This window comes from Streptomyces sp. NPDC042102 (assembly GCF_055582305.1).
The window spans coordinates 120,632-139,867 of the sequence record NZ_JBVJDL010000003.1; the positions used below are offsets into that span (position 1 = coordinate 120,632).

The 19,236-nt window shown below is 71.0% G+C and carries 17 protein-coding genes; 12 read left to right on the plus strand and 5 right to left on the minus strand.

Features of this window, described 5'->3' with window-relative positions; genetic code table 11:
* Positions 1-15 precede the first annotated feature (15 nt).
* The 7 genes from nuoH to nuoN are packed head-to-tail and all read left to right on the plus strand — an operon-like array spanning position 16 to position 8,348.
* Positions 16-1,407 carry an NADH-quinone oxidoreductase subunit NuoH gene (gene nuoH / locus ACZ6KO_RS13825; protein WP_469304221.1) on the plus strand — a complete coding sequence of 464 codons (1,392 nt, stop codon included), beginning with the start codon at positions 16-18 and terminating at the stop codon, positions 1,405-1,407.
* Positions 1,400-2,101 carry an NADH-quinone oxidoreductase subunit NuoI gene (gene nuoI, locus ACZ6KO_RS13830; protein ID WP_469304222.1) on the plus strand — a complete coding sequence of 234 codons (702 nt, stop codon included), beginning with the start codon at positions 1,400-1,402 and terminating at the stop codon, positions 2,099-2,101. Before nuoH ends, nuoI begins: the two co-directional genes overlap by 8 nt.
* Complete coding sequence (locus tag ACZ6KO_RS13835) at positions 2,098-2,913, plus strand: NADH-quinone oxidoreductase subunit J (RefSeq protein ID WP_469304223.1); 816 nt, start codon at positions 2,098-2,100, stop codon at positions 2,911-2,913. The genes nuoI and ACZ6KO_RS13835 overlap by 4 nt, the downstream gene beginning before the upstream one ends.
* On the plus strand, positions 2,910-3,209 hold the full coding sequence (gene nuoK / locus ACZ6KO_RS13840) for an NADH-quinone oxidoreductase subunit NuoK (RefSeq protein ID WP_401452223.1): 300 nt from the start codon (positions 2,910-2,912) through the stop codon (positions 3,207-3,209). Before ACZ6KO_RS13835 ends, nuoK begins: the two co-directional genes overlap by 4 nt.
* A gap of 12 nt (positions 3,210-3,221) precedes the next feature.
* Positions 3,222-5,117, plus strand: coding sequence for an NADH-quinone oxidoreductase subunit L (nuoL, locus tag ACZ6KO_RS13845; RefSeq protein ID WP_469304224.1), 1,896 nt, complete (start codon positions 3,222-3,224; stop codon positions 5,115-5,117).
* A gap of 1 nt (position 5,118) precedes the next feature.
* On the plus strand, positions 5,119-6,690 hold the full coding sequence (locus ACZ6KO_RS13850; protein WP_469304225.1) for an NADH-quinone oxidoreductase subunit M: 1,572 nt from the start codon (positions 5,119-5,121) through the stop codon (positions 6,688-6,690).
* 29 nt (positions 6,691-6,719) lie between these two features.
* On the plus strand, positions 6,720-8,348 hold the full coding sequence (gene nuoN, locus ACZ6KO_RS13855; protein WP_469304967.1) for an NADH-quinone oxidoreductase subunit NuoN: 1,629 nt from the start codon (positions 6,720-6,722) through the stop codon (positions 8,346-8,348).
* A 66-nt stretch (positions 8,349-8,414) separates the two neighbouring features.
* Here nuoN and ACZ6KO_RS13860 read toward each other — a convergent pair whose 3' ends face one another.
* The 3 genes from ACZ6KO_RS13860 to fahA form a co-directional block, all read right to left on the minus strand.
* Positions 8,415-9,032 carry a Uma2 family endonuclease gene (locus ACZ6KO_RS13860; protein ID WP_469304226.1) on the minus strand — a complete coding sequence of 206 codons (618 nt, stop codon included), beginning with the start codon at positions 9,030-9,032 and terminating at the stop codon, positions 8,415-8,417.
* 124 nt (positions 9,033-9,156) lie between these two features.
* The gene (locus ACZ6KO_RS13865) at positions 9,157-9,765 is read right to left on the minus strand and encodes a hypothetical protein (RefSeq protein WP_469304227.1); all 609 of its coding nucleotides are present in this window, start codon (positions 9,763-9,765) and stop codon (positions 9,157-9,159) included.
* 157 nt (positions 9,766-9,922) lie between these two features.
* Positions 9,923-11,146 carry a fumarylacetoacetase gene (fahA, locus tag ACZ6KO_RS13870; protein WP_469304228.1) on the minus strand — a complete coding sequence of 408 codons (1,224 nt, stop codon included), beginning with the start codon at positions 11,144-11,146 and terminating at the stop codon, positions 9,923-9,925.
* Positions 11,147-11,309: 163 nt separating this feature from the next.
* Between fahA and ACZ6KO_RS13875 the strand changes: the two genes are divergently transcribed.
* The gene (locus ACZ6KO_RS13875) at positions 11,310-12,116 is read left to right on the plus strand and encodes an HAD family hydrolase (RefSeq protein ID WP_469304229.1); all 807 of its coding nucleotides are present in this window, start codon (positions 11,310-11,312) and stop codon (positions 12,114-12,116) included.
* Positions 12,117-12,265: 149 nt separating this feature from the next.
* Here ACZ6KO_RS13875 and ACZ6KO_RS13880 read toward each other — a convergent pair whose 3' ends face one another.
* Together ACZ6KO_RS13880 and ACZ6KO_RS13885 are read right to left on the minus strand one after the other, a co-directional pair.
* Positions 12,266-14,269 carry a CocE/NonD family hydrolase gene (locus tag ACZ6KO_RS13880; RefSeq protein WP_469304230.1) on the minus strand — a complete coding sequence of 668 codons (2,004 nt, stop codon included), beginning with the start codon at positions 14,267-14,269 and terminating at the stop codon, positions 12,266-12,268.
* 17 nt (positions 14,270-14,286) lie between these two features.
* A complete protein-coding gene (locus ACZ6KO_RS13885) occupies positions 14,287-15,771 on the minus strand; it encodes a peptide MFS transporter (protein ID WP_469304231.1) in 1,485 nt (494 codons plus the stop codon).
* A 224-nt stretch (positions 15,772-15,995) separates the two neighbouring features.
* Here ACZ6KO_RS13885 and ACZ6KO_RS13890 point away from each other — a divergent pair, with 224 nt between their 5' ends.
* The 4 genes from ACZ6KO_RS13890 (at position 15,996) to ACZ6KO_RS13905 (ending at position 19,209) form a co-directional block, all read left to right on the plus strand.
* A complete protein-coding gene (locus tag ACZ6KO_RS13890; protein ID WP_469304232.1) occupies positions 15,996-17,006 on the plus strand; it encodes a polyprenyl synthetase family protein in 1,011 nt (336 codons plus the stop codon).
* A 240-nt stretch (positions 17,007-17,246) separates the two neighbouring features.
* Positions 17,247-18,497: a LolA family protein gene (locus ACZ6KO_RS13895; RefSeq protein WP_469304233.1), complete on the plus strand. Its 1,251-nt coding sequence runs from the start codon at positions 17,247-17,249 to the stop codon at positions 18,495-18,497.
* Between the two features lie 95 nt (positions 18,498-18,592).
* Entirely contained in the window at positions 18,593-18,796 is a 204-nt protein-coding gene (locus tag ACZ6KO_RS13900; protein WP_234333790.1) for a hypothetical protein, read from the plus strand.
* Positions 18,793-19,209, plus strand: a complete 417-nt coding sequence (locus ACZ6KO_RS13905; protein ID WP_469304234.1) for a hypothetical protein — start codon at positions 18,793-18,795, stop codon at positions 19,207-19,209. The genes ACZ6KO_RS13900 and ACZ6KO_RS13905 overlap by 4 nt, the downstream gene beginning before the upstream one ends.
* Positions 19,210-19,236: the final 27 nt, after the last annotated feature.

The window sequence follows — 19,236 nt, forward strand, 5'->3', positions numbered from 1 at the left end:
ACGGGAGGTGCGAGCGTGATCCACCTCGCCCAGTTCGCGGCGCAGCCGCACGTCCTCGCGGCCGAGGACCTGTCGCTGTTCGGCCGTGACCCCTGGTGGCTCGTGGTCGTCAAGGCCGTCTTCTGCTTCGCGTTCCTGATGGTCACCGTGCTCTTCTCCATCGTGTGGGAGCGCAAGGTGGTCGCCTGGATGCAGCTGCGCATCGGGCCCAACCGGCACGGCCCCTGGGGCTTCCTGCAGTCCCTCGCCGACGGCGTCAAGCTGATGCTGAAGGAAGACATCGTCGTCAAGCGGGCCGACAAGGTGGTCTACGTCCTGGCCCCGATCGTCGCCGCGATCCCGGCCTTCATGGCGATCGCCGTGATCCCCTTCGGGCCGCCCGGCGACGAGGTGTCGATCTTCGGGCAGCGCACCACCATGCAGCTGACCGACCTGCCGATCGCGATGCTCTACATCCTCGCGGTGGCCTCGGTCGGCGTCTACGGCATCGTGCTCGCCGGCTGGTCGTCCGGATCGACGTACCCGCTGCTCGGCGGGCTCCGCTCCTGCGCGCAGATGATCAGCTACGAGATCGCGATGGGCGCGGCCTTCGCGTCGGTGTTCCTCTACTCCGGCTCGATGTCCACCTCCGCGATCGTCGAGGCACAGGCCGACCGCTGGTTCATCGTGCTGCTGCCGGTCTCCTTCATCATCTACGTCGTCACGATGGTCGGTGAGACCAACCGCGCCCCCTTCGACATGCCGGAGTCCGAGGGCGACCTCGTCGGCGGCTTCAACACCGAGTACTCCTCGATCAAGTTCGCGATGTTCATGCTGGCCGAGTACGTCAACATGGTCACCGTCTCGGCGGTCTCGGTCACCCTCTTCCTCGGCGGCTGGCGGGCCCCGTACCCGATCAGTGCCTTCTGGGAGGGCGCCAACCACGGCTGGTGGCCGCTGCTCTGGTTCGTCATCAAGGTCCAGCTGCTGCTGTTCTTCTTCATCTGGCTGCGCGGCACGCTGCCGCGCGTCCGCTACGACCAGCTGATGAAGCTCGGCTGGAAGGTGCTGATCCCGGTCTCGGTGGTCTGGCTGATGCTGGTGGCGACCGTCCGGGCGCTGCGCAACGAGAGCTACGACTTCAGCGAGATCGTCCTGTACGTCGGCGGCGGTGTGGTCGCCGTCCTCCTGCTCTCCCTGGTCGTGGACCTCTTCCGCGACCGCAAGGAGAAGGCGGCCGCGGACCGGGCCGGCAAGGCCGCCGAGGCCGAGCCCTTCGACCCGATGGCGGGCGGCTTCCCGGTCCCGCCCAAGCCCGGCCAGCACCTGGCTCCCGTACCGCGCCGACGGCCCCGCTCCGAGCGGGAGCTGGTCGCCGGCGGGACGAATTCCGACAGTGACCGAGAGGAGGGTGCTGGACATGTCTGACGCTGACGAGAAGTGGCAGAACCCGGTGGCCGGCTTCGGCGTGACCTTCAAGGCCATGTTCAAGAAGCGGCTCACCGAGCAGTACCCGGAGGAGCACAAGACCACCGCTCCGCGCTTCCACGGACGGCACCAGCTCAACCGTCATCCGGACGGTCTGGAGAAGTGCATCGGGTGCGAGCTGTGCGCCTGGGCCTGTCCCGCCGACGCGATCTACGTGGAGGGCGCGGACAACACCGAGGAGGAGCGCTACTCCCCGGGCGAGCGCTACGGCCGCGTCTACCAGATCAACTACGCCCGCTGCATCCTGTGCGGGCTGTGCGTCGAGGCGTGCCCCACCCGGGCGCTGACCATGACGAACCAGTTCGAACTGGCCGACGCCAGCCGCGAGTCGCTCATCTACACCAAGGAGCAGCTGCTCGCCGGGCTGACGGAGGGCATGGTCGAGGCCCCGCACGCGATGTACCCGGGGACGGACGACCAGGACTACTACCGGGGTCTGGTCACGGGCGCGGCGCCGGGGACGACCCGGCAGGTGGCCGTCTCCAAGGGCGAGCAGGCCGACGCCGCGCAGAGCGACGCCGCGCAGAGCGACGCCGCGCAGAGCGACGCCGCGCAGAGCGACGCCGCGCAGAGCGATGCCGCGCAGAACGACGCCGTACGGGCCGGGTCGGGCAACGGGGAGGTGGGCGCGTGAACGGCGTGCTCGCCGCTGCCGCCTCGACCGGCGAGGCCGTGCAGTTCTGGGTGCTCGGCACGATCGCCGTCATCGGCGCGCTGTGCACGATCCTGATGAAGAAGGCCGTCCACAGCGCCCTGTGCCTGGCCGGAACGATGATCATCCTGGCGGTGTTCTACCTCGCCAACGGCGCCTACTTCCTGGGCGTCGTCCAGATCATCGTCTACACCGGCGCGATCATGATGCTCTTCCTCTTCGTGGTCATGCTCGTCGGTGTCACGGCCGCCGACTCCCTCAAGGAGACCCTCAAGGGGCAGCGCTGGCTCGCCCTGCTGTGCGCGCTCGGCTTCGGCGTCCTGCTGATCGCCGGTCTCGCCCAGGCCGGGCTCACCCAGTTCAACGGACTCGGCCGGATCAACTCCGCCGGGCACGTGGAGGGCCTGGCCGCACTGATCTTCACCAAGTACGTCTTCGCCTTCGAGATCACCGGCGCGCTGCTGATCACGGCCGCCGTCGGCGCGATGGTGCTCACCCACCGCGAGCGCACCGAGCGGGCCGCCACCCAGCGCGAGCTGGCCGAGCGGCGCGTGCGCGAGGGCGTCCAGCTCCCGCCGCTGCCCGCGCCCGGCGTGTACGCCCGGCACAACGCGGTGGACGTGCCCGGTCTGCTCCCCGACGGCACCCCGTCCGAGCTGACCGTCAACAAGACCCTGCGCGACCGCGGCCAGATCCGCGACGTCTCCGGCAAGGCGCTGGACGACCTGAAGGCCCTGGAGCAGGCCTCGGCCGAGCGCCTGGGCCGGGACGCGCGTGAGGAGGCCTCGCAGTGAATCCGGTCAACTACCTGTACCTGTCGGCCCTGCTGTTCACCATCGGCGCGGCCGGCGTGCTGATCCGGCGGAACGCGATCGTGCTGTTCATGTGCATCGAGCTGATGCTCAATGCCTGCAACCTCGCGTTCGTCACCTTCTCCCGGATGCACGGCAACCTCGACGGGCAGATCATCGCCTTCTTCACGATGGTCGTCGCCGCCGCGGAGGTCGTGGTGGGCCTGGCGATCATCGTGTCGCTGTTCCGTACCCGCCACTCGGCCTCGGTCGACGACGCCAGCCTGATGAAGCTGTAAGGGGCGTACACAGTGGAGAACTTGATTGCGCTGCTGGTGGCGGCGCCCCTGCTGGGAGCGGTGGTGCTGCTGTGCGGCGGCCGCCGCCTGGACCGCACCGGCCACTGGATCGGCACCGTGCTGGCCGCCGTCTCCTTCGTGATCGGTGCGGTGCTCTTCGCGGACATGCTGGGCCGCAGTGCCGACGACCGGACCCTGACGCAGAGCCTGTACACCTGGATCCCCGTCGAGGGCTTCCAGGCGGACGTCGCCTTCCAGCTCGACCAGCTGTCGATGACCTTCGTCCTGCTGATCTCGGGCGTGGGCTCGCTGATCCACGTGTACTCGATCGGGTACATGGAGCACGACGAGCGCCGGCGCCGCTTCTTCGGTTATCTGAACCTCTTCCTCGCGGCGATGCTGCTGCTGGTCCTCGCCGACAACTACCTGCTGCTGTACGTCGGCTGGGAGGGCGTGGGCCTCGCCTCGTACCTGCTCATCGGCTTCTGGCAGCACAAGCCCAGCGCGGCGACCGCCGCGAAGAAGGCCTTCCTGGTCAACCGGGTCGGCGACATGGGCCTGTCGATCGCGATCATGGTGATGTTCACGACGTTCGGGACCTTCGCCTTCGGCCCCGTGCTCTCCTCGGTCGGTGAGACGGGCGAGGGCACGCTGACCGCGATCGGCCTGATGCTGCTGCTGGCGGCTTGCGGAAAGTCCGCCCAGGTGCCGCTGCAGTCCTGGCTCGGTGACGCGATGGAGGGCCCGACCCCGGTCTCGGCCCTGATCCACGCGGCCACCATGGTGACCGCGGGCGTGTACCTGATCGTGCGCTCGGGCGCGATCTTCAACGCCGCTCCGGACGCGCAGCTGGTGGTGACCATCGTGGGCGCGGTGACGCTGCTCTTCGGTGCGATCGTCGGTTGTGCGAAGGACGACATCAAGAAGGCGCTCGCCGGCTCGACGATGTCGCAGATCGGCTACATGATCCTGGCCGCGGGCCTGGGTCCGATCGGCTACGTCTTCGCGATCATGCACCTGGTCACGCACGGCTTCTTCAAGGCCGGCCTCTTCCTCGGCGCGGGTTCCGTGATGCACGGGATGAACGACGAGGTGGACATGCGCAGGTACGGCGGCCTGCGCAGGTACATGCCGATCACCTTCGTCACGTTCGGCCTCGGCTACCTGGCGATCATCGGCTTCCCGGGCCTGTCGGGCTTCTTCTCCAAGGACAAGATCATCGAGGCGGCCTTCGCGAAGGGCGGCACCGAGGGCTGGATCCTGGGCGGTGTGGCCCTGCTGGGCGCGGCGATCACCGCGTTCTACATGACCCGCGTGATGCTGATGACGTTCTTCGGCGAGAAGCGCTGGCAGCCGGACGAGAACGGCCACGACCCGCACCCGCACGAGTCCCCGAAGTCCATGACCCTCCCGATGATCGTGCTGGCCTTCGGGTCGGTCTTCGCCGGCGGGTTCTTCGCGATCGGCGACCGGTTCCTGAACTGGCTGGAGCCCGTCACCGGCTACGAGCACGGCCACCCGCCGGTCAGCGCGGCCGTCGTCACCGGCGCCACCATGGTGACCCTGGTGATCGGCGTCGCCATCGCCTGGGCGATGTACGGCCGCAGGCCCGTCCCCGTCCTCGCCCCGCGCGGCTCGCTGCTGACCCGCGCCGCCCGGCGCGACCTGCTCCAGGACGACTTCAACCACGTCGTGCTGGTGCGCGGCGGCGAGCACCTGACCCGCTCCCTGGTCTACGTCGACCACAGCCTCGTCGACGGCGCGGTCAACGGGACGGCCGCCGGCGTCGGCGGACTCTCGGGCCGGCTGCGCAAGCTGCAGAACGGCTACGCCCGCTCGTACGCGGTCTCGATGTTCGGGGGCACGGCGATCCTCATCGCCGCGACCCTGCTGATGAGGGCGGTGTGACATGAACTTCCCGCTTCTGACGGCCACGGCCGCGCTGCCCGCGGTCGGCGCGATCCTCACGGCGGCCGTCCCGGCCGCCCGCCGGACCGCCGCCAAGTGGCTCGCGCTGCTCTTCTCGCTGGCGACGCTGGCCCTGGCCGTGCTCGTCGCGGTCCGCTTCGAACCGGGCGGTGCCCGCTACCAGCTCACCGAGTCGCACGCGTGGATCCCGGCCTTCGGGGTCCGCTACGAACTGGGCGTCGACGGCATCGGGGTGGCGCTGATCGCGCTGACCGCGCTGCTGATCCCGTTCGTGATCGGGGCCGGCTGGCACGACGCCGATCCTCTGGAAACCTCGTCCAAGCGGTGGCGGCCGACGCAGGGCTTCTTCGCCCTGATCCTGATGGTCGAGGCGATGGTCGTCATGTCCTTCGCCGCGACCGACGTCTTCCTCTTCTACATCTTCTTCGAAGCCATGCTCATCCCGATGTACTTCCTCATCGGTGGCTTCGGGGACCGCGCCCACCAGGGGTCCGACGAGAACGCCGCCGCGCAGCGCAGCTACGCGGCCGTGAAGTTCCTCCTCTACAACCTGGTCGGCGGCCTGATCATGCTGGCCGCGGTCATCGGCCTGTACGTGGTCGCCGGGAACTTCTCGCTCGTCGAGATCACCGACGCGCGCGCGGCCGGCAAGCTCGACATGGCCACCAACACCGAGCGGCTGCTCTTCCTCGGGTTCTTCTTCGCCTTCGCCGTCAAGGCCCCGCTGTGGCCGCTGCACACCTGGCTGCCCAACGCGATGGGGGAGGCCACCGCCCCGGTCGCCGTCCTGATCACCGCGGTGGTCGACAAGGTCGGCACCTTCGCGATGCTCCGCTTCTGCCTCGGGCTGTTCCCCGACGCCAGCCAGTGGGCGACGCCGGTCATCCTCGTCCTGGCCCTGATCAGCATCGTCTACGGCGCGCTGGTCGCGGTCGGGCAGCGGGACATCAAGCGGCTGGTCGCGTACGCCTCGATCTCGCACTTCGGCTTCATCATCCTCGGCATCTTCGCGATGACCTCCCAGGGGCAGTCCGGCGCGACGCTCTACATGGTCAACCACGGTCTGTCGACGGCGGCCCTGATGCTGGTCGCCGGCTTCCTGATCTCGCGGCGCGGCTCGCGGCTCATCGCCGACTACGGCGGTGTGCAGAAGGTGGCCCCGGTGCTGGCCGGCACCTTCCTGATCGGTGGCCTGGCCACCCTGTCGCTGCCGGGCCTGGCGCCCTTCGTCAGCGAATTCCTGGTCCTGGTCGGCACGTTCGCCCGGTACCCGGTCGTCGGCATCATCGCCACCTTCGGCATCGTGCTGGCCGCGCTGTACACGCTGGTGCTCTACCAGCGCACGATGACCGGCCCCGTGACGGAGGAGGTCCGCCCCATGAAGGACCTGCGCCTGCGGGAGATGCTCGTGGTCACACCGCTGATCGTGCTGCTGATCGGGCTGGGCGTGTACCCCAAGCCGCTGACGGACATCGTGAACCCGGCGGTGCAGTACACCCTGTCGGACGTGAAGCAGAAGGACCCTGCTCCTGAGGTGGAGGCGGCCAAGTGAGCACGACAGCAGTCCAGGGCGCGGCAGGGCTGTGGAGCCTGGCCGCCGCCGACCCGATCGACAAGATCCCTGCCCCGCACATCGAGTACGCCCAGCTCGCGCCCACGCTGATCGTGGTGGGCGCGGCGATCGTCGGCATCCTCGTCGAGGCGTTCGTCCCGCGCAGGTCCCGCTACTACGTCCAGGTCTTCCTGGCCTTCGCCGCACTGGCCTCGGCCTTCGCGGCGGTGGTGGCCCTCGCCGGGGCCGGCTACGGCTCGGGCAAGGCGCACGTCGCGGCGATGGGCGCGATCGCGGTGGACGGGCCGGCGCTGTTCCTCCAGGGCACGATCCTGCTGGCCTCGGTCGTCGCGGTCTTCACCTTCGCCGAACGGCGCCTGGACCCGAAGGCGCACGGCAACCGGGTCGACTCGTTCGCCGCGCAGGCGGCGTCCGTACCGGGCAGCGACAGCGAGAAGGCCGCCGTCCGGGCGGGCTTCACCACCACCGAGGTCTTCCCGCTGGCGCTGTTCGCGGTCGCCGGCATGCTGATCTTCCCGGCGGCCAACGACCTGCTGACGCTGTTCGTGGCCCTGGAGGTCTTCTCGCTGCCGCTGTACCTGCTCTGCGCCGTCGCCCGCCGCCAGCGGCTGATGTCGCAGGAGGCCGCGGTGAAGTACTTCCTGCTCGGCGCGTTCTCGTCGGCGTTCCTGCTCTTCGGCATCGCGCTCGTCTACGGCTACGCGGGCTCCGTCTCGTACGCCGCGATCGCCGACGTGGTGGACGGCACCGTCACCCAGATCGACCCGGCGCTGGCCGCGACCATGGGCAACGACGCGCTGCTGCTGATCGGCGGCGCGCTGATCCTGACGGGCCTGCTGTTCAAGGTGGGCGCGGTCCCCTTCCACATGTGGACCCCGGACGTCTACCAGGGCGCCCCCACGCCCGTCACCGGCTTCATGGCGGCGGCGACGAAGGTGGCCGCGTTCGGCGCGCTGCTGCGGCTGCTGTACGTGGTCCTGCCGGGCCTGCGCTGGGACTGGCGGCCGGTGATGTGGGGCGTCGCGATCGTCACGATGCTGGCGGGCGCGGTCATCGCGGTCACCCAGACCGATGTGAAGCGGCTGCTGGCGTACTCCTCGATCGCGCACGCGGGCTTCATCCTGGCCGGTGTGATCGCGACGTCGGAGGAGGGCGTCTCCTCGGTGCTGTTCTACCTGGTGGCGTACTCGTTCGTGACGATCGGAGCGTTCGCCGTGGTCACGCTGGTGCGCGACGCGGGCGGCGAGGCCACGCACCTGTCCAAGTGGGCGGGCCTGGGCCGGCGCTCGCCGCTGACGGCGGCGGTGTTCGCGGTGTTCCTGCTGGCCTTCGCCGGCATCCCGCTGACGTCGGGCTTCTCCGGCAAGTTCGCGGTGTTCTCGGCGGCGGCCGCGGGCGGGGCGGGCGTGCTGGTCGTGGTCGGTGTCATCTCGTCGGCGATCGCGGCGTTCTTCTACATCCGCGTGATCGTGCTGATGTTCTTCAGCGAGCCGAAGGCCGACGGCCCGACGGTGGCGGTCCCCTCCCCGCTGACGATGACGACGATCGCGGTGGGCGTGGCGGTGACGGTGGTGCTGGGCCTGTTCCCGCAGTACTTCCTGGACCTGGCGGGCCAGGCGAGCGTCTTCGTCCGCTGACTCGGTCCCGGTACGGCCAAGGGCCCGGCTCCCTCGGGGGAGCCGGGCCCTTGGCCGTGTGCGGGTCTACTCGGCGGTGCGGCGGCGCGGGGTGACCTTGGTGAGGTCGAGATCGATGGGGAAGGGCACGGACACCTTCAGGCGGTCGTGGAAGATCCCGGTGGCGACGTACTGCTCCGTAGCAGGGTCGACTTCGTAGACATAGACGACGGGATCGCACTCGCCCTTGTTCTCCACACGCCAGAAGTGGGGAATCCCGGCGCGGGCGTACTTGAGGGGCTTGGTCTCTCGGTCGCGGCCGACCGAATCGGGTGATACGACCTCGATCGCAAGCCGCACCGAGGCCGCAGGAAACCGTGTCTGGTCGCCGGTTTCCACCGCCTCCACCGAGACGACGACGATGTCCGGTTCTGGCCGGTTGCCGTCATCGATGTCGATGGTGAACTCGCGGAACACCTCCAGGTCGGCCGGCGCCAGCGACAACAACTGCCATTTCAGGAAGTCGATCGTGCGCTCGTGAAAGATGCTCTGCGGACTCACGAAGACCAGGCTCCCGTCGATCAGCTCCGTGTGCGGAGGCAGGTTCGGAAGCCGGTCCAGGTCGTCAGCGGTCCAGCCGCCCTCGGGGGGAATCGGCCAGCGGAGCTCGAGCTCCTGCTCGGGGATCTCGGGATCGACGCTCATCGGTAGTGCTCCCATACGGCGGATTCTCACGAGTGTGTCCAGCGTAGCGCCGGGGATCCGCGGAACACCGTCCTTATGGGTGAGTCATATGCGCATGACACTTGACTGCACCGGCGGGCCCGGACTAATGGGCGTGCCCCGGGGCCGGTGGGGTGGGGGCCTTCAGGGGGCAGGTCATCCCCGTGTTCCAGTTGTGGAAGCGGCCCGCCGGGTTCTCCTTGTACGCCCACATGTGCAGGTCGTAGTGCCTGGGCATGCCCTTCCAGTGGCCCGGCATGGGCCCGTCGAAGGGGAGCCCGAACATGCTCGGGCGGTCGTCGGCGGTCTTCAGGTCCTGGTCCCGGTCGGTGGCCATCCACTCCACGGTCTGGAGCTTGCGGCGGCCCCGGCTGTCCTTTTCGTAGCTGTAGAGGAGCGCGGTGGGCCTGCTGGGGTCCGTGGAGCCCCAGTTGGCCTGCTTGACGTAGTGGTAGCCCATGGCGCCCGCCCCGAACGGGTTGTTCATGCAGGCCTGGCCGTGCGGAACGTACCCGTCCTTGATCGCCAGCCGTTCGTCCGCGTACTTGGCCGTGGCCCGGATCGCCGTCGCCATGTCCCGCATGGCCTTGGCGTTGCGCGGGTCGGGCGCGGGCCCCTCGACCGCGGCGGCCGGGGCCACGGTGGGCAGGCCGAGTGAGACGGCGGCCGCGCAGGCCAGGGCGGTCCTGACGGTCTTCGGACGGCGTACGGGCATGGTGGCGGCTCCTCGCGATGGGGGTACGGGGTACGGGTTCCCGCTGTCCATTCGTCCGTCCACCATCCCGGCCCGGCCCGGCGGGGCGCACGCGGTACGCCGCCGAACGGGGGCGGGGCGGCGGTGTCGTCCGCCGCCCCGCCGCCCGCCGGGTGTCCTACGGGGCGCCCACGATGCGGCCGGTGACCTCGCCGAGGCCCACGCGGACGCCGTCGGGGCCGGGGGCCCAGGCGGTGAGGGTGACCTCGTCGCCGTCCTCCAGGAAGGTGCGCTTGCCGTCGGCGAGTTCGATGGCGTCGCGGCCGTTCCAGGTCAGCTCCAGCAGCGAGCCGCGCTGGCCGACCTCCGGGCCGCTGACCGTGCCGGAGCCGAAGACGTCGCCGGTGCGCAGCGAGGCGCCGTTGACGGTCATGTGGGCCAGCTGCTGGGCGGCGCTCCAGTACATGGTGGAGAACGGCGGCCGGGCCACCTCCTGCCCGTTGATCGACACCGTGATGTGCAGGTCGTAGCCGCCGGGCTCCTCGGCGCCGGAGTCGTCGAGGTAGGGCAGCAGCGGGAAGTCGCGGGCCGGGGTCGCGACGCGGGCCGCGTCGAGGGCCTCCAGCGGCGTCACCCAGGCCGAGACGGAGGTGGCGAAGGACTTGCCGAGGAACGGGCCGAGCGGCACGTACTCCCAGGCCTGGATGTCGCGCGCCGACCAGTCGTTGAGCAGGAACAGCCCGAAGACGTGGTCGCGGTACTCGCCCAGGGAGACGGGCCGGCCCTGCTCGGAGGGGGCGCCGACGACGAAGCCGACCTCGGCCTCGATGTCGAGCTTGACGGACGGCCCGAAGACGGGGGCGGCGTCGGCGGGGGCCTTGCGCTGGCCGGAGGGCCGTACGACATCGGTCCCGGAGACCACGATCGTGCCCGAGCGGCCGTGGTAACCGATGGGCAGGTGCTTCCAGTTGGGGGTCAGCGGGTCGCCGTCGGGCCGGAACATCCGGCCCACGTTGGTGGCGTGGTGCTCGCTGGCGTAGAAGTCGACGTAGTCGGCGACCTCGTACGGCAGGTGCAGGGTGACCTCGTCCAGCGGCAGCAGGTGCGCCTCGACCGTCTCGCGGTGACCGGGGTCGGTGACCCACGCGGTCAGCGCGCGGCGTACGTCGTGCCAGGTGGTGCGGCCGGCGGCCAGGAGCGGGTTGAGGCTGGGGTGCAGCAGCACGCCGGCGTAGGGGGAGCCGAGCGAGACGGCGACGGCCCCGGCGTCGAGCACGTGCCCGCCGATGCGCACGCCGATGCGGCGCCGCGGCTCGTCCGCGGTGCTGAAGACGCCGTAGGGGAGGTTGTGCGGCCCGAACGGGTCGCCCTCGGGGACATCGAGGGGGCTCTGCTGGGGCATGGGGTACTGCCTCGCTTCCGACGTGGTCCGGGGATGGCCCGGCGGCTTGGTCAACGGTGTCACAGTGTGGGACGACACGTTACGTGGCGGGTGGGGCGTGCGGGAGGCCGGATTGGGGCGCTATTTGTAGGACTTGTCCAACGGGGTCCGTATCCTTGGCCGGGTGACTTCCGCCCTCCCCTACACCTTGATCGCCACCGACCTGGACGGGACTCTGCTGCGCGCCGGTGACACGGTCTCGCCCCGCTCGTACGCGGCTCTCGCGACGGCGCGCGCCGCCGGCGCCCAGCACATCATCGTGACCGGACGCCCCGTTCCGCAGGTGCGGCACGTGCTCTACGGGCTGGGGTACCGGGGGCTCGTGGTGTGCGGGCAGGGCGCGCAGGTGTACGACGCGGCGCGCGGCCGTGTGCTGCACTCCGTCCCCCTGGACCGGGAGCTGGCGGAGGTGGCGCTCGGCAAGATCGAGGCCGAGATCGGCGAGGTGTACGTGGCCGTGAACCGGGAGGGGGTGGACGTGGAGATGCTCATGGGACCGGGGTACCGGATGCCGCGTCCGCACCTGGCGACGGTGCGGGTGCGGCAGCGCACGGACCTGTGGGCGGCGCCGATCAACAAGGTGCTGCTCCAGCATCCCGAGCTGGACGACGACGAGTTGACGCGGGTGGCGCGGTCGGTGGTCGGGCACCTGGTGAACGTGACGATGGCCGGGGAGCACACGGTCGAGCTCCAGCCGCCCGGCATCGACAAGGCGAGCGGTCTGGCGCGGGCGGCGGAGGTCCTCGGCGTCTCGGCGTCGGGGACGATCGCGTTCGGCGACATGCCCAACGACATCCCGATGTTCGCGTGGTCGGCGCACGGGGTGGCGATGGCGAACGCGCACCGCGAACTGCGGGCGGTGGCGGACGAGGTGACCCTGTCCAACGAGGAGGACGGCATCGCGGTGGTCCTGGAACGCCTCTACGGCTGACGCCGGGCCCCATCCAGCCGACGTGGGGCAGCCTTCCAGCGCCGCCGGGCACCAACCCAGCCCCGCCGGCGTTTGAGGCGCGGGGGCACGGGGGCGGAGCCCCCGAAACGTGGCCCACCGGGCACCGTTCGGCGCCGCCGGGGCGAGCGTCAGCCCGCGGCCCGCGGCAGCCGGCGTTCCCACGTGCGGTGGAAGACCACCTCGTCCCCGTCCCGGCACACCACCTCGTTCGACGTCAGGAAGCCCCCCGCATCGCACGTGATCTCCGAGCGGGTCTCGATCCGCGCGTCCCAGCCCCGCTCCGGCCGGTGCAGCCGGATCCGCCAGTCCGAGCGGGTCCGGGCCGACAGCGCGTCGTCCTCCTGGATCTCGTACACCTCCAGCGCGTCCTCGGTGAACTCCAGCCCGTCCGGGTAGACCCGCGTGCCGCCGTAGCGCGGGTCCACCTCCAGCCGCCAGGTGCCGCGCGCCACGTCCCGCACCACCAGCCGTTCCGGGCGCGGCTCGTCCAGGGTCTCCGGGACCACCACGCCCAGCGGTTCGGCCTGCTCGGGGGCCTCGAAGGCGACCGCGGCGTCCGCCTCCCGCGGCTCGCGCACCGGCAGGGTCAGCGCGCTGGAGGCCGGGTCCAGCGTCCAGCCCGCCTCCGAGCCGGCCCGCGGCCAGATCCACGGCCAGTACGCCGAGGACAGCGCCAGCCGGATCCGGTGGCCCGGCGGGAAGGCGTGCCCGATGCCGTTCAGCTCCAGGGCCACGTCCTCGTACGCGCCCGCCGGCCACGGCTCGGCCCGGTCCCGGCCGTGCCGGGCGGAGAGGTTGAGGGCGCCCCGCGTGACCAGGGTGGAGGAGCCGTCCGGGGCCACGTCGCACAGCCGGGCGATCACCTGCCCGTAGGGCACGTCCAGGCGCAGCCGCAGGGCCACGCGCGGGCGGCCCAGGATCTCCACCGGCCCCGCGGCCGGGACGGGGAACTCGAAGCACGCCGACTTCGCGTCCTCCTCGCGCTGGTCCGGCGGCAGGTCGGCGTCGTTGCCGAAGGGGAAGAACCGCCCCGCGTCCAGGCCCGTGTGCTGCGGGGAGGCGACCTGCACGGGGGCGCCCTGGAGGGCGTACGTCACGGGAGTCACCGCGGGGGAGGGCCAGGCGGGGTCCGCGACCCAGCGCCCCGGCAGCTCGGCGTACGTCGTCGCCGGGCGGTGCGACCGCGAGATCCACGACCGCAGCAGCGGCTCGTCCATGACGCCGTTGTCCACCCCCTTGAGCCAGTGGTCCCACCACCGCAGCGTCTCCTGGAGGAAGCCGATCGCCGGGCCCGGCGGCAGCCCGCGGTCCGGGTACTGGTGCGACCACGGCCCGATCAGCCCGCGCACCCGCCCCTCGGGCAGGTGCTCGACCAGCCGCAGCACCGTGTCCCGGTACGGGTCGTGCCAGCCGCCGACCGCCAGGACGGCCGCGCGCACCGCCCCGTAGTCCTCGCAGACGCTGCCGTGGCGCCAGTAGTCGTCGCGGGTCTGGTGCGCGAGCCAGGTGTGGACCGGCGGCTCCACCGACTCCAGCCGCGCCAGCCACGCGTCCCGCCAGCCCTCGCCCACGAACTCCGGGTCGGGCGGGCGGGAGGCGAAGGCCAGCATGGTCGCCGCCCACGCGTGCATGTCCACGGCCAGCACCGAGCCGCCCATGTAGTGCACGTCGTTGTCGTAGCGGTCGTCCGAGGAGCACACCGTGACGACCGCCTTCAGCGGTCCGGGCGCGAGCGCGGCGATCTGGAGGGAGTTGAAGCCGCCCCACGAGATCCCGAACATGCCGACCGACCCGGTGCACCACGGCTGCGCGGCCAGCCACTCCACGACCTCGACCCCGTCGGCGAGTTCACGGGCGTCGTACTCGTCGCCCACCCGGCCGCCGCTGTTGCCGTGCCCGCGCACGTCCACCCGGACCGAGGCGTAGCCGTGGCCGGCGTACCAGGGGTGGCGCTGGGCGTCGCGCGGCGCGGTCCAGTCGGTGAGCCGGTAGGGCAGGTACTCCAGCAGCGCCGGAACCGGCTCGTCCGTGACCGGCCGCCAGATCCGGGCGTAGAGCCGGGTCCCGTCGCGCAGCGGGATGCGGACGTCCTCGTGGGCCGTCGCGTGGGGGAACTCCTTGACGATGTTCATCGGCAGTCCGATCGGCCTCAGTGGACGGGGTGCATCGTGCGCCGCAGCCACGGCGCGAGCGCGATCACGGCCAGGCCGGCGGCCACCGCGACGGCGCCGTTCAGGCCGAAGTACACGGGGTCGGGGACCGTCCCGTAGATCTTGACGACCTGGGCCTGGATGCCGTTGGCGAGCGCCAGCGACAGGAACCACAGGGCCATCGTCTGGCTGCCGAACGCCTTGGGCGCGAGCTTGCTGGTCGCGGACATCCCGGAGGTCTCCAGCAGGACGTCGCCGAGGCCGAGCAGCAGGTACGAGCCGACGATCCACCAGGCGGCGATCGTGTACGTGTCGTCGGCGTGGCCGGAGGTGGGCACGACCATCAGCAGGAACGACAGGCCGCCCAGGATCACGCCGATCGCGATCTTGTTGGAGGCGTGCGGCTGCCGGTGCCCCATCCGGGCCCACAGGGCCGCCACCACCGGCGCCAGCGCCACCTCGAACGCGCCGAGCGCCGAGGCGTACCAGCCGGCCGGGAAGTCGAAGCCGAGGAGGGTGGTGCGGGCGTTGGTCGACGCGAGCAGCATCATCGTCGAGTACGCCTGGAAGAGGATGAAGTTGAAGGCGACCGAGGCCAGGAAGAGCACCCCGTACGGGCGCAGCCGGCCGCGCTCGGCGGGTGTCACCCGTGGGCTGCGGAACATCACCGTGAAGTAGACGACCGGGGCGATCACCGAGACGAGGGTGAGGACGTCGACGAACCGGGCCATGGTCAGCCATCCGGCGGCGGCCAGCAGCACGCAGAGCGCGGCCAGGGCGACCAGTCCGGTCACGATCAGCCGTACGGCGCGCCGCATGGCGTCCGGTGCGAGGGGGAACTCGGCGGAGTGCTTGCGCCCGGCCAGGTGGCGGCGGCCGAGCACGTACTGGACGAGGCCGGCGGTCATGCCGATCGCGGCGGCCGAGAACCCCCAGTGCCAGCCCCGGTGCTCGCCCAGCCAGCCGGTGACCAGCGGGCCGGCGAACGCGCCGATGTTGATGCCCATGTAGTAGAGGGCGAAGCCGGCGTCGCGGCGGTCGTCGTCCGTGCGGTAGAGCTTGCCGACCATGCTGGCGACGTTGGGCTTGAGCAGGCCGGTGCCCGCGCTGATCAGGCCGAGGCCGCCCCAGGTCGCCGCGGTGGCCGGGACGGCCATCAGGTAGTGGCCGCAGGCGATGAGGACGCCGCCCCACAGAACGGCCCGGTAGGAACCGAGGATCCGGTCGGCGAGCCATCCGCCGGCGACGGAGACGAGGTAGACCATGGTTGCGTACGCCGCCGAGACGGAGGCGGCGGTCGCCGGGCTCATCCCCAGGCCGCCGTCGGCCACGGAGTCCGCGAAGTAGAGGACGAGGATCGCCTGCATGCCCAGGAACGAGAAACGCTCCCAGACCTCCAGCCCGGACAGGGTGGCCAGCCCCCGGGGGTGGCCGAGGAAGGCATGGTCGTCGCGGGCCGGCGGAGTGTCGAACTCCGGGTCCACCGGCTCGTCTCGGTCAGGAACAGTTTTGGACAAAACACAATCTCCGGTCGTTATCGGCTCCACTCGAACATACCGGGGCCCTTCGGGCGGTGCGCGTGCGGAGACCGGACAGGCGCTCTCGGTGATCGAAAACGGACGGGATACGCTGGCTTGAGTGATGGCAGCGACACATCGACAATCCAGGTGATCGTCAGCGTGATCGTCAGCAGACAGGAGTACCCCTCGTGACCGTCGTCGGGCCGTTCGGACTGAGCGTGCGGGACCAGGCTCTCGAGACCGATGTCCAGGCGGGACTTGCCGCCGTCGAGGCGGGTCTGCTGGAGGCCACCAAGAGCGAAGTCCCCTTCATCACCGAGGCCGCGCAGCACCTGGTGCGGGCGGGCGGCAAGCGGTTCCGGCCGCTGCTGGTCATGCTCGCCTCGCGGTTCGGGGACCCGTACGCGCCCGGGATCGTCCCCTCCGCCGTGGTCGTGGAGCTGACCCACCTCGCCACCCTCTACCACGACGACGTCATGGACGAGGCGAACGTCCGGCGCGGGGTGGCCAGCGCCAACACCCGCTGGGGCAACTCCGTCGCCGTCCTGACGGGTGACTTCCTCTTCGCCCGCGCCTCGCACATCCTGGCCGACCTCGGCCCGGAGGCCGTACGCATCCAGGCCGAGGCCTTCGAACGGCTGGTCACCGGCCAGATCCTGGAGACGGCCGGCCCGCGCGACGGCCGCGACCCCGTCGCCCACTACCTCGACGTCATCGCCGGCAAGACCGGCTCGCTGATCGCCGTCTCCGGCCGCTTCGGCGCGCTGATGTCCGGCGCGGACGAGGCGACCGTCGACATCCTCACGCAGTACGGCGAGCGCCTGGGCACCGCCTTCCAGCTGGCGGACGACGTCCTGGACATCGCCTCCGACAGCCACGAGTCCGGCAAGACCCCCGGCACCGACCTGCGCGAGGGCATCCCCACGCTGCCGGTGCTGCTGCTGCGCGAGAAGGCCGCCCGCGAGGGCCTGGCGGAGGACCTGGACCTCGTCCGCCTCCTGGACGGCGACCTCACCGACGACGGCCGGCACGCCGAGGTCCTGGCCAGGCTGCGGGTCCACCCGGCGCTGGAGCAGGCCCGCCGCGACACCATCCGCTACGCGCAGGACGCGCGCGCCACGCTGGCGCCGCTGCCCGAGTGCTTCGCCAAGGCGGCACTGGAGGAGCTGTGCGACGCGGTGGTCCACCGCGCGGGCTGACGCCTTCCCGGGACCCCTCGCCGGGGCCCCCTTCCGGTTCGGCACGGGCCGTCCGACCCCTACGGGATGGGGGCGGGCGGCCCGTTCCGTGTCATCCCACGGTCGTACGCGCAGTTGGCTCCGGGGGCTGACGCCGCGAAGGCCCTCCCTTTGGTCATATGGATGTACGCCACCCACCGGATCGGGTGAGCGTGGCGACACGGGGATCGCCGCCGTAGACACAGAGGGCAGGTCACTGACATGGCAGGGAACACGAAGACGTCTCGCAAGGCCGCTCGGTACGCCGTGCCGGTCGCGGTGGCCGGCGTGGCCGCGGCGACGGTGGCGATGGTCCCGGCCTTCGCCAACGCCGGCGGCCCGGACCTGCCGAAGGTCACGGCGCAGCAGCTCATCGAGAAGATCGCCGGCTCGGAGGTGCAGCAGCTGTCCGGCACCGCGAAGATCAGCACCGACCTGGGCCTGCCGTCGCTGGCCTCCGGGCTGCTGGGCGGCGGCGGGGTCACCGGCGGCTCCGCCAGCCCGGAGGAGAAGATCACCCAGCTCGCCAGCGGCACGCACACCTTCCAGGTCGCCGCCGACGGCCCGGACAAGCAGAAGCTGACCTTCCTCGACGGCAAGGACGAGTACAGCCTCATCCACAACGGCGACGACCTGTGGGGCTACGACAGCAAGTCCAACGAGGTCTTCCACGAGAAGGGCCACGGCGCGCCGCAGGGCGAGGGCAAGGGCAAGGAGCGCAAGACGGCCGACCGGCTGCCCGCCACGCCCAAGGAGCTCGCCGAGGAGGCCCTGAAGGCTGCGGGCACCACCACCGACGTCAGCGTCGGCGACACCGCGCAGGTGGCCGGCCGGGACGCGTACCAGCTGGTCCTCAAGCCCAAGCAGGCCGGTTCGACGGTCGGCTCGATCCAGATCGCGGTCGACGCCAAGAACGGCGTGCCGCTGCGCTTCCAGCTGCTCTCCAGCCAGGGCGGCAAGCCGATCGTGGACGCGGGCTTCACCAAGGTGGAGTTCGCCGCCCCGGCCGCGAAGACCTTCGACTTCACCCCGCCCAAGGGCGCCAAGGTGAACGAGGGCGGCGGCCCGGAGCACCTCGGCAAGGACGGCAAGGGCTTCCACGGCAAGGACGGCATGGACGGCAAGGGCGCTCTCAAGGGCCTGGAGTCGCTGCCGGGCCTGGGCGGCCTGACCGGCGGCGCCGGCATGGACGGCAAGGGCGAGGTGAAGGTCCTCGGCGAGGGCTGGGCCACGGTCGCGCGGATCGACTCGGGCACCGGCAAGGGCCTGAAGGACATCGAGAACGACAAGAACGCGCCGAAGGAGGCCAAGCAGTTCCTGAACTCCCTCGGGGACAAGGTCTCCGGGAAGTTCGGCGAGGGCCGCGTCTTCTCGACCCGGCTGGTCAACGCCCTGATCACCGACGACGGCAAGGTCTACGTCGGCGCCGTCACCAAGGACGCGCTGGTGAAGACGGCCGACGCCAACAAGTAGCCGGCGGCCGGCCCGGCCGGGCCGGCTGTCTCACGAACGCCGAGGCGGGCCGGGACCATGTCCCGGCCCGCCTCGCGTGCCGTACCGTGAAGGGCATGTCGAGACACGTCACCATCCGCCTGGACGAAGAGTTCCATGAACGCCTCAAGGCGCGCGCGGCGGCGCTGGGCACGACGGTCACCGCGCTGATCACCGAGGTCACCGAACGCGAACTGGACGAGGACCGCAAGACGTTCCTCTCCGGCATCGAGGAGTTCGCCGACCACTGGGGCTACTTCCAGGAGCGGTTCGGCAATTGAAGATCACCATGGAGTGGGCCTGGACCGCTCTGGCCCACCATCTCCCGTCCGATCCCGCCGTGTGGGACCCCTCCGGAGTGGTCGCCGCCGTGGCCCGGCACCAGAACGACCTGGTGATGGTGCCCGAACAGCCCGCCCCGGACACCGCGTGGCGGGCGGCGGCGTTCCTGCACACGCTCGCGGTGTGCCCGGCGCTGGAATCGCCGATGAACGAGTTCTACGCGGCCGCCGCCACCCGCTCGTACCTGCGGGTGGCGGGGGCCAAGCAGCTGCCGTCGCCCGAGGTCCTCGGCGACCTGGTGGAGGCCGCGAAGCTGGGCCGCGCGGATGTCGCGGCGGTCGCCGAGGAACTGCGGGCGCAGATAAGGGAACCGGATCCGCTGGAGGAGGACCTTCAGCGAAGGCCCTCCTAGCGCGGGTCCTGCCGGTGGAGCGGCCTC

What these genes read in the sequence shown, in the direction of transcription:
- ACZ6KO_RS13850 (WP_469304225.1), top strand. Translation starts at nt 5,119, where the DNA reads ATGAACTTCCCGCTTCTGACGGCCACGGCCGCGCTGCCCGCGGTCGGC.
- ACZ6KO_RS13860 (WP_469304226.1), bottom strand. Translation starts at nt 9,032, where the DNA reads ATGAGCGTCGATCCCGAGATCCCCGAGCAGGAGCTCGAGCTCCGCTGG.
- ACZ6KO_RS13880 (WP_469304230.1), bottom strand. Translation starts at nt 14,269, where the DNA reads ATGAACATCGTCAAGGAGTTCCCCCACGCGACGGCCCACGAGGACGTC.
- ACZ6KO_RS13865 (WP_469304227.1), bottom strand. Translation starts at nt 9,765, where the DNA reads ATGCCCGTACGCCGTCCGAAGACCGTCAGGACCGCCCTGGCCTGCGCG.
- fahA (WP_469304228.1), bottom strand. Translation starts at nt 11,146, where the DNA reads ATGCCCCAGCAGAGCCCCCTCGATGTCCCCGAGGGCGACCCGTTCGGG.
- ACZ6KO_RS13895 (WP_469304233.1), top strand. Translation starts at nt 17,247, where the DNA reads ATGGCAGGGAACACGAAGACGTCTCGCAAGGCCGCTCGGTACGCCGTG.
- nuoI (WP_469304222.1), top strand. Translation starts at nt 1,400, where the DNA reads ATGTCTGACGCTGACGAGAAGTGGCAGAACCCGGTGGCCGGCTTCGGC.
- ACZ6KO_RS13900 (WP_234333790.1), top strand. Translation starts at nt 18,593, where the DNA reads ATGTCGAGACACGTCACCATCCGCCTGGACGAAGAGTTCCATGAACGC.